Source organism: Streptomyces musisoli (assembly GCF_016741855.1).
GTDB lineage: Bacteria > Actinomycetota > Actinomycetes > Streptomycetales > Streptomycetaceae > Streptomyces > Streptomyces musisoli.
In genome coordinates this window covers 813,566-826,219 of the sequence record NZ_JAERRH010000002.1, presented here as the reverse complement: position 1 = coordinate 826,219, position 12,654 = coordinate 813,566, and the positions used below count along the sequence as shown (strand labels likewise).

Annotated in this window: 9 protein-coding genes and 1 pseudogene; 5 read left to right on the top strand and 5 right to left on the bottom strand. The window is 72.1% G+C overall.

Going from position 1 to position 12,654, the window contains the following annotated elements; translation table 11 throughout:
- Window positions 1–138: 138 nt before the first annotated feature.
- Window positions 139–1,503, top strand: coding sequence for a serine aminopeptidase domain-containing protein (locus JK361_RS41055; RefSeq protein ID WP_236052526.1), 1,365 nt, complete (start codon window positions 139–141; stop codon window positions 1,501–1,503).
- Between the two features lie 154 nt (window positions 1,504–1,657).
- Here the strand turns inward: JK361_RS41055 and JK361_RS07410 are convergent, their stop codons facing one another.
- On the bottom strand, window positions 1,658–1,912 hold the full coding sequence (locus JK361_RS07410; RefSeq protein WP_201814839.1) for a hypothetical protein: 255 nt from the start codon (window positions 1,910–1,912) through the stop codon (window positions 1,658–1,660).
- 115 nt (window positions 1,913–2,027) lie between these two features.
- Here JK361_RS07410 and JK361_RS07405 point away from each other — a divergent pair, with 115 nt between their 5' ends.
- Together JK361_RS07405 and JK361_RS07400 are read left to right on the top strand one after the other, a co-directional pair.
- Window positions 2,028–2,768: a class I SAM-dependent methyltransferase gene (locus JK361_RS07405; RefSeq protein WP_201814838.1), complete on the top strand. Its 741-nt coding sequence runs from the start codon at window positions 2,028–2,030 to the stop codon at window positions 2,766–2,768.
- Window positions 2,769–3,013: 245 nt separating this feature from the next.
- Complete coding sequence (locus tag JK361_RS07400; protein WP_201814837.1) at window positions 3,014–3,388, top strand: peptidase inhibitor family I36 protein; 375 nt, start codon at window positions 3,014–3,016, stop codon at window positions 3,386–3,388.
- Between the two features lie 27 nt (window positions 3,389–3,415).
- On the opposite strand, the gene JK361_RS07395 is transcribed toward JK361_RS07400, so the two are convergent.
- The 4 genes from JK361_RS07395 to JK361_RS07380 all read right to left on the bottom strand — a co-directional run bounded on the left by JK361_RS07395 (window position 3,416) and on the right by JK361_RS07380 (window position 9,828).
- Window positions 3,416–4,456, bottom strand: coding sequence for a LacI family DNA-binding transcriptional regulator (locus JK361_RS07395; protein WP_201814836.1), 1,041 nt, complete (start codon window positions 4,454–4,456; stop codon window positions 3,416–3,418).
- A 61-nt stretch (window positions 4,457–4,517) separates the two neighbouring features.
- Window positions 4,518–6,923, bottom strand: coding sequence for a glycoside hydrolase family 3 C-terminal domain-containing protein (locus tag JK361_RS07390; protein ID WP_201814835.1), 2,406 nt, complete (start codon window positions 6,921–6,923; stop codon window positions 4,518–4,520).
- 30 nt (window positions 6,924–6,953) lie between these two features.
- Window positions 6,954–8,708 carry a discoidin domain-containing protein gene (locus tag JK361_RS07385; protein ID WP_201814834.1) on the bottom strand — a complete coding sequence of 585 codons (1,755 nt, stop codon included), beginning with the start codon at window positions 8,706–8,708 and terminating at the stop codon, window positions 6,954–6,956.
- Window positions 8,709–8,754: 46 nt separating this feature from the next.
- Entirely contained in the window at window positions 8,755–9,828 is a 1,074-nt protein-coding gene (locus JK361_RS07380; RefSeq protein ID WP_201814833.1) for a DUF1996 domain-containing protein, read from the bottom strand.
- A gap of 296 nt (window positions 9,829–10,124) precedes the next feature.
- Between JK361_RS07380 and JK361_RS07375 the strand changes: the two are divergent.
- Window positions 10,125–11,917: pseudogene (locus tag JK361_RS07375) on the top strand (pectate lyase-like domain-containing protein).
- A 161-nt stretch (window positions 11,918–12,078) separates the two neighbouring features.
- The gene (locus JK361_RS07370) at window positions 12,079–12,492 is read left to right on the top strand and encodes a winged helix-turn-helix transcriptional regulator (RefSeq protein WP_201814832.1); all 414 of its coding nucleotides are present in this window, start codon (window positions 12,079–12,081) and stop codon (window positions 12,490–12,492) included.
- Window positions 12,493–12,654 lie beyond the last annotated feature (162 nt).

Below are 12,654 nucleotides of genomic sequence, written 5' to 3'. Positions count from 1 at the left end.
GACAGGGGGGCGGTCCGCGTCCGCCTCGGGCACGGGCGTGGCTGCGCCACACCGTCCGTGATTGCAGACCGTGGGCCTCGCGAAAACCAATCGGTCACCGCCCGTCCTCCCAGCGGCGCCCAACCGTACGATGCCGCCATGACGATCACCGGACAGGACGAACCGCTGATACGTGTCCTCTACGACGAGTCCCGCAGTGACCTGCGAGAACCGGATCGTCCGCGTCCGATCCGTGTCTACCTGTGGGAGCCCGGCCATCCGCCGGCCGCGCCCGCTCCGCTCGTCGTCGTCTCGCACGGCACCGGGGGCTCGGGCAGCAACATGGATTGGCTGGTGCGTCCGCTGCGCGAGGCGGGCTTCCGGGTGGTCGCCCTGGACCACCACGGCAACAACTTCGTCGACGGCTACGAACCAGAGGGGTTCCTGCACGTCTGGGAACGCCCCCTGGACGTGTCCTTCGTCCTCGACGTGCTCGCCCGGGAACAGCCCCTCGGTCCGGTCGGCGCGGCGGGCTTCTCGCTCGGCGCCTACACGTCGGTGGCACTCGCCGGGGCACGCCTCGACCCGCAGATCCTCGGAGCCGTGGTGACCGGGGCGGTGCCCCTGCCGGAGATCCCCGAGTTCCCCGGGGTGCTGGAGGCGCTGCTGAACAAGTACCCGGACGACGAGGCGTCGCTCGATGCGCTGGACCGCGCCGGAGCGGACGTCTCGGACGCGCGCGTGCGGGCGGTCTTCCAGGTGGCGCCGGGAGTCGGCGCGCTCGTGACCCCGGAGAGCCTGGCAACCGTGCGGGTGCCGGTGGAGATCCGCTGGGGCGGTGCGGACACGATCGCCCCGTACGACCTCGACACCAGGCCCTACCTGGACCACATTCCCACGGCGAACGGCCGCTCGGCCGGCCCCGACGTCCGCCACGATGACTTCTTCGCGCCGAGACCGGCCGATCCGGCCGTCCGCGACCGGGTCGGCGAGGAGGCGGCCGCCTTCTTCCTCCACCACCTGGGCCGCCCCGGCACGCGACGGGTTCCTCCGCCCGCCGACGGATCGCGTCGGACAGAAGGGCCCGTCGTGGCCTCCCCGGCCCACGCACACCCGTCGCATCCCGCCTCCGCCGGCGTCGATGCGGAGGGGACCGTCGCGGGCTCGACCATCGAGGGGCTGACGCGGCAGGCGCTGCGCATCCGCGATCTGTACGACGTGGTGAACCGCCACGAGCGGGGCAGGGTGTGGACGCGTGAGGAGTTCATGCTCGGCTTCCTGGGCGACGTCGGTGACCTGGCGAAGCTGGTGATGGGCGAGGAGGGCGCCCGGGAGGCACCCGGCGGCCGTACGGCGCTGGAGCACGAACTCGCCGACTGCCTGTGGTCGGTACTCGTTCTGGCCCACCTCTACGACGTCGATCTGGAGTCGGCCTTCGGCCGCACGGTGGCGGAACTCGACGCGGCGCTCAGGTCGCGCCACGCGAAGGCGACGGCAGAGCGCGGCGAGACCGGATCGGGCTGAGCACCGGCCATGCCTCCTGGTCAGCGGCGTTCCTTGGACGTTCCGCCCATGGGCTGCGGGGTCCATGGGCGGGAACGCGCATTGTGTGCAGGGGGCCGACGGATTGGATGGCCGACGGCGCGACGCCCCGGCTCGTTCCGCGCAGCCACGACGACTACGCCTGCCAGGCGGGGGCCGCCGCCGGGCTGGTGTCGCTGAGCGAGAACGACGTGTATCCCGCCGCGCTGCCCGCCGGGTCGCACTTCTCCTTCGGCTGCCCCGGGATCGTCGGCACCCTCTCCGTCGGCGGCACCGTCGTCCTGGTCGAGGGGCCGACCCCGCCGAATGCTTCTCCGTCATCGAACGCGAGCGGGTCACCATCACGTCGGTGGCGCTCGGGGACCTCGTCAACCGTCCGTTCAGCGGACACGCCGTCGAGGGAATCCTCCGGCGCCGCAGGACCCACGGCGCCGTCGTGTGCCAGGCTGCCGCCGAACGCCCCGGTCCGACCGTCCGGGCCCGGTCCAGTGCAGGAGGCACCGCCCTTGACCGCCGACGACAACCCCATCGGCTGGGACACCTCCGCCGCGGCCGGCGCCTACCGGGACCGTGACATGCGGCTGGCCGAGCAGCTGATCTTCCCCGGTGTGCTGCGCCGGCTGGCCGGCGGCTCGCGGCCCGACCCGCTGGCCCTGGACATCGGGTGCGGCACCGGCGCGGTCGCGGCGCAGCTCGCGCGCACCGGGGCGTGGACGGTGCAGGCTCTCGATCCGTCGGCCGACATGCTGGGCATCGCCCGCTCCGACCGCCCTCATCCGCGCGTCTCCTACCGGCTGTTCGACGGGCGCACCCTGGACTGGCTCGCCGACGACAGCGTCGACGCCGCCGTGTGCTGCCTGGTGTACTGCACCGATCCCGACGACGGCCGGCTGGCCGCACTCACCGCCGAGATCCGCCGCGTCCTGCGCCCCGGCGCCCCGTACCTGCTGGCCGACCTCAATCCGGCGGCGACCGGCGTGGCCTTCTCCACCCTGCGCCACGGCGAGCCGGAAGCCGTCTACGACGACGGCGACACGGTCCCGACGCTGCTGCGCCTGCGCGACGGCACCACGATGACCAGCGCCACCTACTACCGCTCCCTAGACCGCTACCGGTCCTTCCTGACCGAGGCAGGATTCCCCTCCCCCGCCATCGACCTGCCCACACTCCCTGCCGACGGCACCGTCACGGAGGCCGCCGCGGAGACCCGGACCGCGCCTTACATGCTGCTGACGACGCACGCGTGAGCCTGGCGCCGGCGCCCCCGTGCCGTACAACCCGCCCCCGCGGCAGGCGTGCATGTGCGGTCGACCCGCCCTCGTGCTGGCATGTCGATGCGGTCCTCGCCGATCACTCCAATGGCGGATGCAGCGGGCGGCTGCCAAGTGGTGAGGTTGGCGGGCAAGTTGATCACTCCGGCCGCGAGGGCCGCCCCGGAACACGTGCGTCCCGGCATCGGCTCGGCACCTCGACCCACGGGAGAACCGCCACCATGAAGCGCCTCACCACCCTCCTCACCGCCACCCTGATCACCGCCGGCGCCGTCTTCGCCACGTCGTCGGCCACCGCACAGGCCGCGGAGTGCCGTTCCGGATACTTCTGTGTCTGGACGGACGTGAACTTCGACGGGCTGAAGATCGAACACAGCGGCGACGACCACTGGTGGGAGGGCGACATGTTCAAGCACGACTCGTCGTGGGCGAACCACGGTCTCTCCGGCCCCGGAGTGAAGGATCACGTGAAGGTGTACGAGGGCCGAGAGCTGCTGGGACCCGTCACCCTCTGTCTGGCCCCGGGCCAGGAGGTCGGCTACGACGCGGGCGCGAACGACCGAGGCGGTTCCCACACCTGGGCCGCGGGCTGCTGAGCCGCCGGCCGGGGCCGACGGCATGCGTCAGGCCGACTCCCGTACGACCAGCTCGGGGTCGAACACGATCGATGTGGGCTCGGTGCGGGTGCCGTGGACGTGTTCGTCGAGGAGGCCGGCCATCCGCGCGGCCATGTCCTCCACCGGCTGCCGCACGGTGGTCAGGTGCGGCCGTCGGCTGACGGCGGCGGTCGAGTCGTCGAAGCCGACGACCGCCACGTCCTCGGGTACCCGTCGGCCGTGCTCCCGCAGTACCTGGCAGGCACCGCGGGCCATGAGGTCGTTGGCCGCGAACACCCCGTCCACGTCGGGGTGTTCGGCGAGCAGGCCGGTCATGGCCGTGAGGCCGCTGTCCAGGGTGAAACCGCCCTCGGCGACGGGTGCGTAGGGAAGGCCCCGGCGGGCGAGGGTGTCGCGGAAGCCGGCCAGCCGCTCCTGGCTGGCGGCGACCGCCAGCGGCCCGCAGATCGTGGCCGGTCTGCGGCATCCGCGAGCGAGCAGGTGCTCGGCGGCGAGCCGGCCGCCGTCCCGGTGGGCCAGATCGACGTAGCTGAGCGGGACGGGACGGGCCGGGCGGGCGAAGAGGACCGCGGGCAGCCGCGCTTCGGCGAGGAGGGCCGGAAGCGGGTCGTCGGCGTGGCTGGTGACCACCAGTGCGCCGTCGGCCCGCCCCTGCCGCAGATAGGTCACCACCTCGCGGCGGGAGGCGGCCGACTCCGCGAACATCAGCACCGGGTGGACGGAGCGGGGGCGGAGGTGGCCGACGATCCCGGCGACCACCCGCCCGAAGAAGGGATCGGAGAAGACGCGGGCGGCGAAGGCGGCCTGCGCTTCGTCGGAGGCGTCCCCCGCGCCGGAGACCACCAGCGCGACGGTCTCGGCCCGCCGGGTGACCAGGGAGCGGGCGGCCCGGTTGGGTGCGTAACCGGTGCGGTCGATGGCCTGGCGGACCAGCTCCTGGATCGCCGGGTCCACATTGCGTACGCCGTTGACGACACGGGAGACGGTGGCCCGGGAGACGCCGGCCTCGCGGGCGACGTCCTCCAGGGTCGGGGCCTGTCTGCTCATGCCCCGCACCCTAACGGCCCGGCGGCCCGCCCGGATAGAGCGCTCTCCGGGTGGGGGCCGCTCAGGCTTCCTCGCGCGCGAGGAAGCAGAGGGTCAGGGGCAGTTCACCCGCCGAGCGGCCGGCCAGGACGCGGTACGGGCCCGGCTCCGTGCGCCAGCCGCCGCGGTGGACGTCCCAGTGGCTCAGGGCGCGTGCCGGGATGCGTACCTGTGCGACGGCCGTCTCGCCGGGCTGTGCCCGCACCGCGGTCCACCCCGCGAGCCATCGCTCGGGGCGGTCGACGCTGCCGGTGCCCGGGCGGGAGAGATACACCTGGACGACCTCCCGTCCGGGGCGTGGTCCCGTGTTGCGCAGCCGCACCCGGACGGTGACGTCCTCGCCCACGGTGGTGTGCGCCGGGCCGGAGAGTGCGTCGTAGGCCCAGGTCGTGTAGCCCAGTCCGTGCCCGAACCAGTAGGCGGGGGTGCGCCGGGCGCGCAGCCAGCCGCGGTGGCCGACGTGTATGCCCTCGTCGTAGGGCAGCCGGCCGGCGTCCGGGCGGGTGCGGGTGACGGGGGCGTCGGCGAGCCGGGCGGGCCAGGTGGTGGGCAGCCGTCCGCCGGGCTCGGTGCGGCCGAGGAGGACGTCGGCCAGGCCGCCGCCTGCCTCCTGGCCGGGGAACCAGGCCAGCAGGAGCGCGCCGACGTCGTCGCGCCAGGGCAGTTCCACCGGGCCGCCGCTGTTGACGACGGCCACGGTGCGCGGGTTGGCCCGGGCGACGGCGCGTACCAGGGCGTCCTGGCCGGGCCCGAGGGTGAGGTGGGTGCGGTCGCGTCCCTCGGCTTCGTGCTGTTCGCCGGTTCCGACGACCACCACGGCCGCGTCCGCCTCGCGGGCCGCGCGGGCCGCCGCGGCCAGCGCCTGGGCGCGGCCGGGCCCGGGTGGCTGGACGCCGACGACGGTGGCCCGCCCGGTGCCGGCGGCGAGTTCCCGGCGGGCGACGAGCAACGGGGTGCGTCCGGCGGTCAGTCGTGCGGTGACGGTGTGGGTGGGCGGGCTCACGTGGAGGACGGCGGGGTCATCGGTGGTGGGGGCGAACTCGCCTTCCAGTAGCGGGTCTCCGTCGAGGTGGAGGCTGAGGCGGCCGAATGGGTGCAGTCGTGCGCTGATCTCGACGGTGTGCGCACCCGGTGGCAGAGGAGGCTCCAACTGCCGTCCGCTGTTGCGGTGTTCTGCGTACAGCTCGGTGCCGTCGGCGTCGAGGACGCGCAGCAGCACGCCGGGGGTGGAGGTGCGCGGGTCCGAGCCGGTGACCGGGTCCAGGGGCGGTGGCGGGCCGTCCGGGGCGGGGCCGGGCAGGTGGACGACGCGTGCCCGGCCGCGCAGGCCCGCCCTGATGCCGTCCAGGAGCGAGACCTCGTCCTGCGGGAAGACGCCGGCGCTGCCGCCGCCCTGGGTGCGGGTGCGGGCGGCTGCCGCGCCGATGACGGCGACCGTGTTCAGGCGTGTGCGGTCCAGGGGCAGCACGCCGCGGTTGGCCAGCAGGACGGCCCCGGCCGCGACGGCCCGCCGGGCCAGGGCCCGCGCCTGCCGGGGCGGCAGGTGCGGGCGGACCCGGCGGCGGGGTCTGCCCAGGGCCCCGGCCCAGGCGGCCAGCCGGAGCAGCCGGCGCACCTTGTCGTCCACGGCCGCCTCCTCGACCTCGCCCGACGCCACGGCCCGCACCAGCCGCTCACCCCACTCGTCGGCGGGGCCCGGCATCTGGAGGTCCAGCCCCGCTCGGGCGGTGTCGCGGGTGGAGCGGACGGCGCCCCAGTCGGAGACGACGACGCCGTCGAATCCCCACTCGCTCTTCAACGGTGTGGTCAGCAGTGCGTGGGCGGTCATGGTGGTGTTGTTGACCCGGTTGTATCCGGCCATCACCAGCCGGACGCCCGCCGCCACCGCCGCCTCGAAGGGCGCCAGGTGGACCTCGCGGAGCGTGCGTTCGTCGATGCGCGCGTCGACGGTGAGGCGGTCGGTCTCGGCGTCGTTGGCCACGAAGTGCTTGGCCGTCGCGGCGACCCCGTGGGCCTGGATGCCCCGGATCAGGGCGGCCCCGATCCGGCCGGCCAGCAGGGGATCCTCGGAGAAGCACTCGAAGTGCCGTCCGGCGAGGGGGGTGCGGTGCAGGTTGAGGTTGGGGGCGAGGACCACGTCCACGCCCTTGCGCCGTGCCTCGGAGGCGAGGAGGCCGCCGAGTTCCCCGACCAGCTGCTCGTCCCAGGTGGCGGCGAGCGCGGAGGCCGACGGCAGCAGCACGGACGTGCGGCGCTCGTCCCAGCTCTCCCCGCGGACCCCCGCCGGGCCGTCCGACAGCACCAGCTCACCCAGTTCCAGGTCCGGTTCGGCCGCGGTGCGCCAGGTGGTGGCGCCGGTGAGCAGCCGGACCTTGGCGCGCAGGGTCAGCTTGTCGAGCAGCCGGTCGAGTTCGTCCTCGTCGGCCATCCCCACCCCCTCGTGTGTCGACGGTGTTCGTCAGTTGTAGACGCCGAACTCGTACAGCGAGTAGCCCCAGCCCGTGCCGCGGGCGGTGCCGTTGATCCGGACGTACCGGCCGGTTCCGGTGACGTCGAAGTCGTCGACGCCGCCGTTCCCGTCCGTCACGGTGCGCACGGTCTGCCAGGTCTGGCCGTCGTCGGAGGTCTGGACGCTGTACGCCTTGGCGTAGGAGGCCTCCCACAGCAGCTGGACGTGGCGGAAGCTGGTGCGGGCGCCCAGGTCGACCTGGATCCACTGGGGGTCGCTCCAGTCGCTGGCCCAGCGGGTGTTCCGGTCGCCGTCGACGGCGTTGGCGGCGGGGCACGGGCAGTCGCCGTAGCCGGGCTGGTGGGAGGAGGCGGTGGCGGGCTTGCCGAGGGCGATGTCCGTGCCGTCGACCACGGGCGGGACGACCCTGACGGAGCGGGCTTCCACGCCGACGTTGCCGTGGCCGTCGGTGACCTTGACGTAGACCTTCCACACGCCCGGCCGGTCCGGTGCGGTGATCTTCAGCCGGCCGCCGCCGAGGTCGGTGAACGGCAGCGGGTCGAGGTTCTTGCCCTGGTCGACGTACATGCTGTTGTCGAGGACCTCGTAGGCGAGCGGGTCGCCGTCGGGGTCGGTGGCCTTGACCGCGACGACCAGGTCCCGGCCCGCCTGCACCTTGCCCGGGTCGCCCTCGACGGTCAGGCCGGAGACGACGGGCGGGGTGTCGTCGTGCGAGGTGTCCCCGCCGTAGGCGCGTTTCACCGCGTAGTACGACAGCCGTTTCTGGCCGGCGGGCAGCAGGTTGAACCAGATGCCGCCGAAGTCGTACTCGGTGCCGTAGTGGAACATCGTGGCGCCGAGCGCGACGCCCTTGTGCCCGGTGACACAGCCCCAGGCGCGGGTGTATCCGTCGGCCTTGGCCCGGTCGCTCGGCTCCAGCGGCACGCCGTTGATGTCGTCGGGCACCTCCCACTCGCCGGCCGGTCCCGTCTCGGTCACGATGTACGGCTTGTTGTAACCGCCCTGCTGCCAGGTGGCCTTGACGTCGCAGACGGCGCTGTAGGAGTTGACGGCGTACAGGTCGAGGTCGGGGGCGTTCTTCTTGAAGTAGGGCCAGGCGCCGACCCAGGCGTCCGTGGAGGTGACCGGGTGGCCGGGGTCGACGGCGTGGATCTTCTTCGTGACGTCGTTGACGAAGGTGGTGTAGGCGTCGCGCTGGCGTTCCAGCTCGGTGCCGCTGTAGCAGTTCTGCAGTCCGAGGACCGACTCGTTGCCGACGTCCCACATCAGGACGCCGGGGTTCTCCTTGTAGGTCTGGACCCACTTGGGGAACTCGTCCAGCATCCGGCTCTTGTAGGCGGTGTCGGTCACGTAGTTCACGCAGCCGCCGCTGCCGGGGCCGCCGCCGGGCTGGAGCCAGAATCCCGCGATGACCTTGATGCCGTGCGCAGCGGCGGAGTCGAACAGCGGTTTGCTGGTGGCGTCGGTGCCCCAGGTGCGGATGGTGTTGACGCCCATGGACTTCAGGTCGGGGAGATACCGGTCGGCGTCGGCTGTGGACGGGCCCCAGGTCAGGCCCTTGATCTGGTACGGCTGTCCGTCCACGGTGAGCTGCCAGTTGCCCTGGGTGCCGGTGACCTTGACGACGCTGCCGGCCGCGTGGGCCTGGGCGGCCGGCAGGGCGGTGAGTGCTCCGACGGTCAGCACACCGGCGGTGAGGGGCGCGGCGAGGCGGTGCGCGCGGGTGCGGGGTGGTGGGGTCATGGTGAGTCCGGTTCTCCGTGGGGAGTGCGGGTGGCGTGGGAGGCGGTCAGGGCAGGCGGTAGTCGGAGTTCAGGACGGCGCCCGCCTCGGGGTGGGTCTCGTCGTAGCCGCGGGCGTCGCACTGGAGTCCGCCGACGACGCAGTGGTCGACCAGCGCCTTGAGCGTGCGGTCGTCCCAGGCGTTGAAGAAGTCGTAGTGGAAGCTGTGGCCGGTGCCGCTGGCGAGCCGTACCCGTGACATGTCGCCGTTGACGGGGAACGCCATCTTGAACTCGATCATCGGCAGCGCGACCGGATGGTCGGCGGGGCAGACGTTGTCGTTGGTGCCGGGCTTGACCACGGGGTAGGCCATGTGGCCCTTGTGGTCGGGTGTGTCGAGGTACTTGCCATCCCAGCAACTGGGCGCCTGGAAGCGGATGTTGAGCTGGACGTCGGCACGGTTCGGGCAGGTCGCCGGGAACTCGGTGTTGAAGTAGCTGTCGCCGCACTCCCAGCCCTCGACGAAGCCGGGGTGGTGGCGGAACTCGTCGGCGCTCTGCATCGGGCTGCCGACGACGAACCTCAGGCCCTTGGGGAAGGGCCGGACGCTGGTGTAGTCGGTGACGCCGGCCTTGTAGTAGATGACCTGCGGGCCGACGGGCAGGATCGGCCGGTCCCCGTCGTACAGGGTGGGCATCCAGTAGCCGGACAGGTCTCCGGGGGCCTTGCAGGTGGTGCCGCCCGCGCTCAGCGAGGCGGTCGTGCTGCCCGCGTAGGTGCTGGTGTTGCCCATGAACGTGTGGTCGTGGGACTTTCCGGGCTGCTGCGGGTAGACGATCGGGTCGTCCGGCTTGGTGTGGCTGACCGCGCAGTTGGCCTGGAACTCGTGGAAGTAGCGGTGCGGCGGGACCTGCGTGGACGGGGTGACGCCGGTGACGGGCGGGTTGGCCGGGATGTAGCCGTCGCCGTCGGGGTCCTCGGGTGAGGCGGCCGTCGACAGCGCCGTGCCGTGGCCGGCGTGCGTGGCCGGCGCCGTGGCGCGGGGGGCGGAGGAGGCGGCGACTCCGGTGACGCCCAACGAGGTCAGCACCAGGGCGGAGGTGATCAGCGCGCCCGAGAGGATCTTCGATCTCCGTGACATGGGGGCTCCTCGACGGAGGGGAAGGAGAGGTCGTACGGAGGTGGGAGAGCGCTCTCCCAACGCTGGAGTGTTGAGGCGGAGACGGGAGGGTGTCAAGGGAAACCACCAAAGAACCAGAGGACGACTTCACTCACTTCTCGAAGACAAAGAAGGCGAAGTGACGGTGAATCAGGCGTGAGGACACGGGAATTCGGTCGTAACTCTTGACGCAACGTTCACGCCGATGAAGCATCCAACGTCAAGAGAGCGCTCCCCCACCCCCACTTCGTTCATTTCCTGAACAAGGAGAGTCGCGCATGTCTCCCTCCTCCCCCACCTCCTCTTCCTCGCCGTCCGTCGGCCGCCGGACCGTGCTCGGTGCGGCGGCCGCAGCGGTGCCCGTGCTGGCCGGGGTCTCCACGCCCGCCCGCGCGGCCGGCGCCTCGCGCACGTCTCCCCGGCCCTGCCCGGCGGAGGCGATCTCGGCCCGAACGTCCTGGTGTTCGACCCGTCCACGCCCGGCATCCAGGCCAGGCTGGACCAGGTCTTCCATCAGCAGGAGTCGGCGCAGTTCGGCACCGGCCGCTACGCCCTGTTGTTCAAACCCGGTACCTACAACGGGCTGAACGCCCAGATCGGCTTCTACACCTCCATCGCGGGGCTCGGCCTGTCCCCCGACGACACCACGATCAACGGAGACGTCACGGTCGACGCCGGCTGGTTCAACGGCAACGCCACGCAGAACTTCTGGCGTTCCGCGGAGAATCTGGCGCTGGTACCCGCCAACGGCACCAACCGGTGGGCGGTGGCGCAGGCGGCCCCGTTCCGCCGGATACACGTGCGCGGCGGACTCAACCTCGCGCCGTCCGGCTACGGTTGGGCGAGCGGCGGCTACATCGCGGACAGCCGGATCGACGGCCAGGTCGGCCCCTACTCCCAGCAGCAGTGGTACACCAGGGACAGTGTCATCGGCAGCTGGCTCAACGGCGTGTGGAACATGGTCTTCTCCGGCGTCCAGGGCGCTCCCGCGCAGAGCTTCCCCAACCCGCCGTACACCACCCTCGACGCCACCCCCGTCTCCCGGGAGAAACCGTTCCTGTACGTCAGCGGCAGCGAGTTCCGGGTCTTCCTGCCGGAGAAGCGGACCAACGCCCGCGGGGTCACCTGGGGCAGCGGCACACCGCGCGGCACCTCCCTGCCGTTGTCGCAGTTCTACGTGGCCAAGCCGGGCGTCAGCGCGGCGACCCTCAACCAGGCTCTGGCACAGGGACTTCACCTGCTGCTGACGCCGGGCGTCTACCACGTGGACCGGCCCCTACAGGTCAACCGCGCCAACACCGTGGTGCTGGGCCTCGGTTACGCGACCCTCGTGCCCGACAACGGGAGTACGGTGCTGAAGGTCGCCGATGTCGACGGGGTACGGCTCGCCGGCTTCCTCATCGACGCCGGTCCCGTCAACTCCGCGACGCTGCTGGAAATCGGCCCGGCGGGCGCGTCTGCGGACCACTCGGCCAACCCGACGACCGTGCAGGACGTCTTCGTCCGGATCGGCGGCGCGGGCGCCGGCAAGGCGACCACCAGCATGGTGATCAACAGCCGGCACACCATCGTCGACCACACCTGGGTCTGGCGCGCGGACCACGGCACCGGCGTCGGCTGGGAGACCAACCGCGCCGACTACGGGGTCGTGGTCAACGGCGACGACGTCCTGTGCACCGGTCTGTTCGTGGAGCACTTCAACAAGTACGACGTGCAGTGGAACGGCCAGCGGGGCCGCACGATCTTCTTCCAGAACGAGAAGGCGTACGACGCCCCGAACCAGGCCGCGATCCAGAACGGCTCCGTCAAGGGGTACGCCGCCTACAAGGTCGGCGACAACGTCACCGCTCACGAGGGCTGGGGCCTCGGCAGCTACTGCTACTACAACGTCGCCCCGTCCATCGTGCAGCACCACGGCTTCTCCGCGCCCGGCCGCCCTGGCGTGAAATTCCACAACCTGTTGGTCGTCTCGCTCGGCGGCAACGGCCAGTACGAACACGTGATCAACGAGACGGGCTCGCCTACGTCGGGTACGTCCACGACGCCGTCGACGGTGGTGGCGTACCCCTGAGCCGACGGTGGCGGCGTAGCCCTGAGCCGATGACGGCGGCGTGACCCGGGCGCCGGTCGGGCCCGTCCCTACTGTGCGGGGCCGGGTCCGCACCGCTCCGCCGGCGGCCACGTGGACAGGGCACCCGGTAACGTGGGCACTCGGCGCAAGGAGGCCCATCAATGTCCCGGAGTGACACCGGTATTGCGGAAGCAGTGCAGGTCGAGGCGTGCCCGGTCACCGAGGTGCTCGATCACGTGGCCGGTAAGTGGAGCATCGGAATCCTGATCGCCGCCGCCCATGGCCCGATCCGCTTCACCGAGATCGAGCGCGCCATCAAGGGCATCAGCCGGCGCATGCTCACGCTCAACCTGCGCAGGCTGGAGCGCGACGGACTGCTCGTCCGCACCGTGTACCCGACCGTCCCGCCCAAGGTGGAGTACGAGCTGACGCCCATGGCCCGCGAGCTCTACACCTCGCTGACCGGTCTGGTGGACTGGGCCGAGCGGCACCGGACCGCCATCGCGGAGGCGCGCGCCGACTATGACGCCACGGAGTCGCAGAGCACCGGCTCGCTCCGAGGCACTTCCGCCTGAACCGGAGGTGCCCCAGACCTGCGGAGCGGGGTACGTCTGCGGACGGATCCCGGTCAGGGAAGGGTGGCCCGGCCCCGGCCCGGGCCACGCGCCAGGACGGACACCCGTGCATGAGGCGAACTCGACTGCGCCGACCGGGCGTCTCCTTCCGGATCAGGCCGG

Coding starts and splice junctions, on each gene's coding strand:
- JK361_RS07370 (WP_201814832.1), top strand. CDS start 12,079: ATGTCCCGGAGTGACACCGGTATTGCGGAAGCAGTGCAGGTCGAGGCG.
- JK361_RS07385 (WP_201814834.1), bottom strand. CDS start 8,708: ATGACCCCACCACCCCGCACCCGCGCGCACCGCCTCGCCGCGCCCCTC.
- JK361_RS07390 (WP_201814835.1), bottom strand. CDS start 6,923: ATGGCCGACGAGGACGAACTCGACCGGCTGCTCGACAAGCTGACCCTG.
- JK361_RS41055 (WP_236052526.1), top strand. CDS start 139: ATGACGATCACCGGACAGGACGAACCGCTGATACGTGTCCTCTACGAC.
- JK361_RS07380 (WP_201814833.1), bottom strand. CDS start 9,828: ATGTCACGGAGATCGAAGATCCTCTCGGGCGCGCTGATCACCTCCGCC.
- JK361_RS07395 (WP_201814836.1), bottom strand. CDS start 4,456: ATGAGCAGACAGGCCCCGACCCTGGAGGACGTCGCCCGCGAGGCCGGC.
- JK361_RS07400 (WP_201814837.1), top strand. CDS start 3,014: ATGAAGCGCCTCACCACCCTCCTCACCGCCACCCTGATCACCGCCGGC.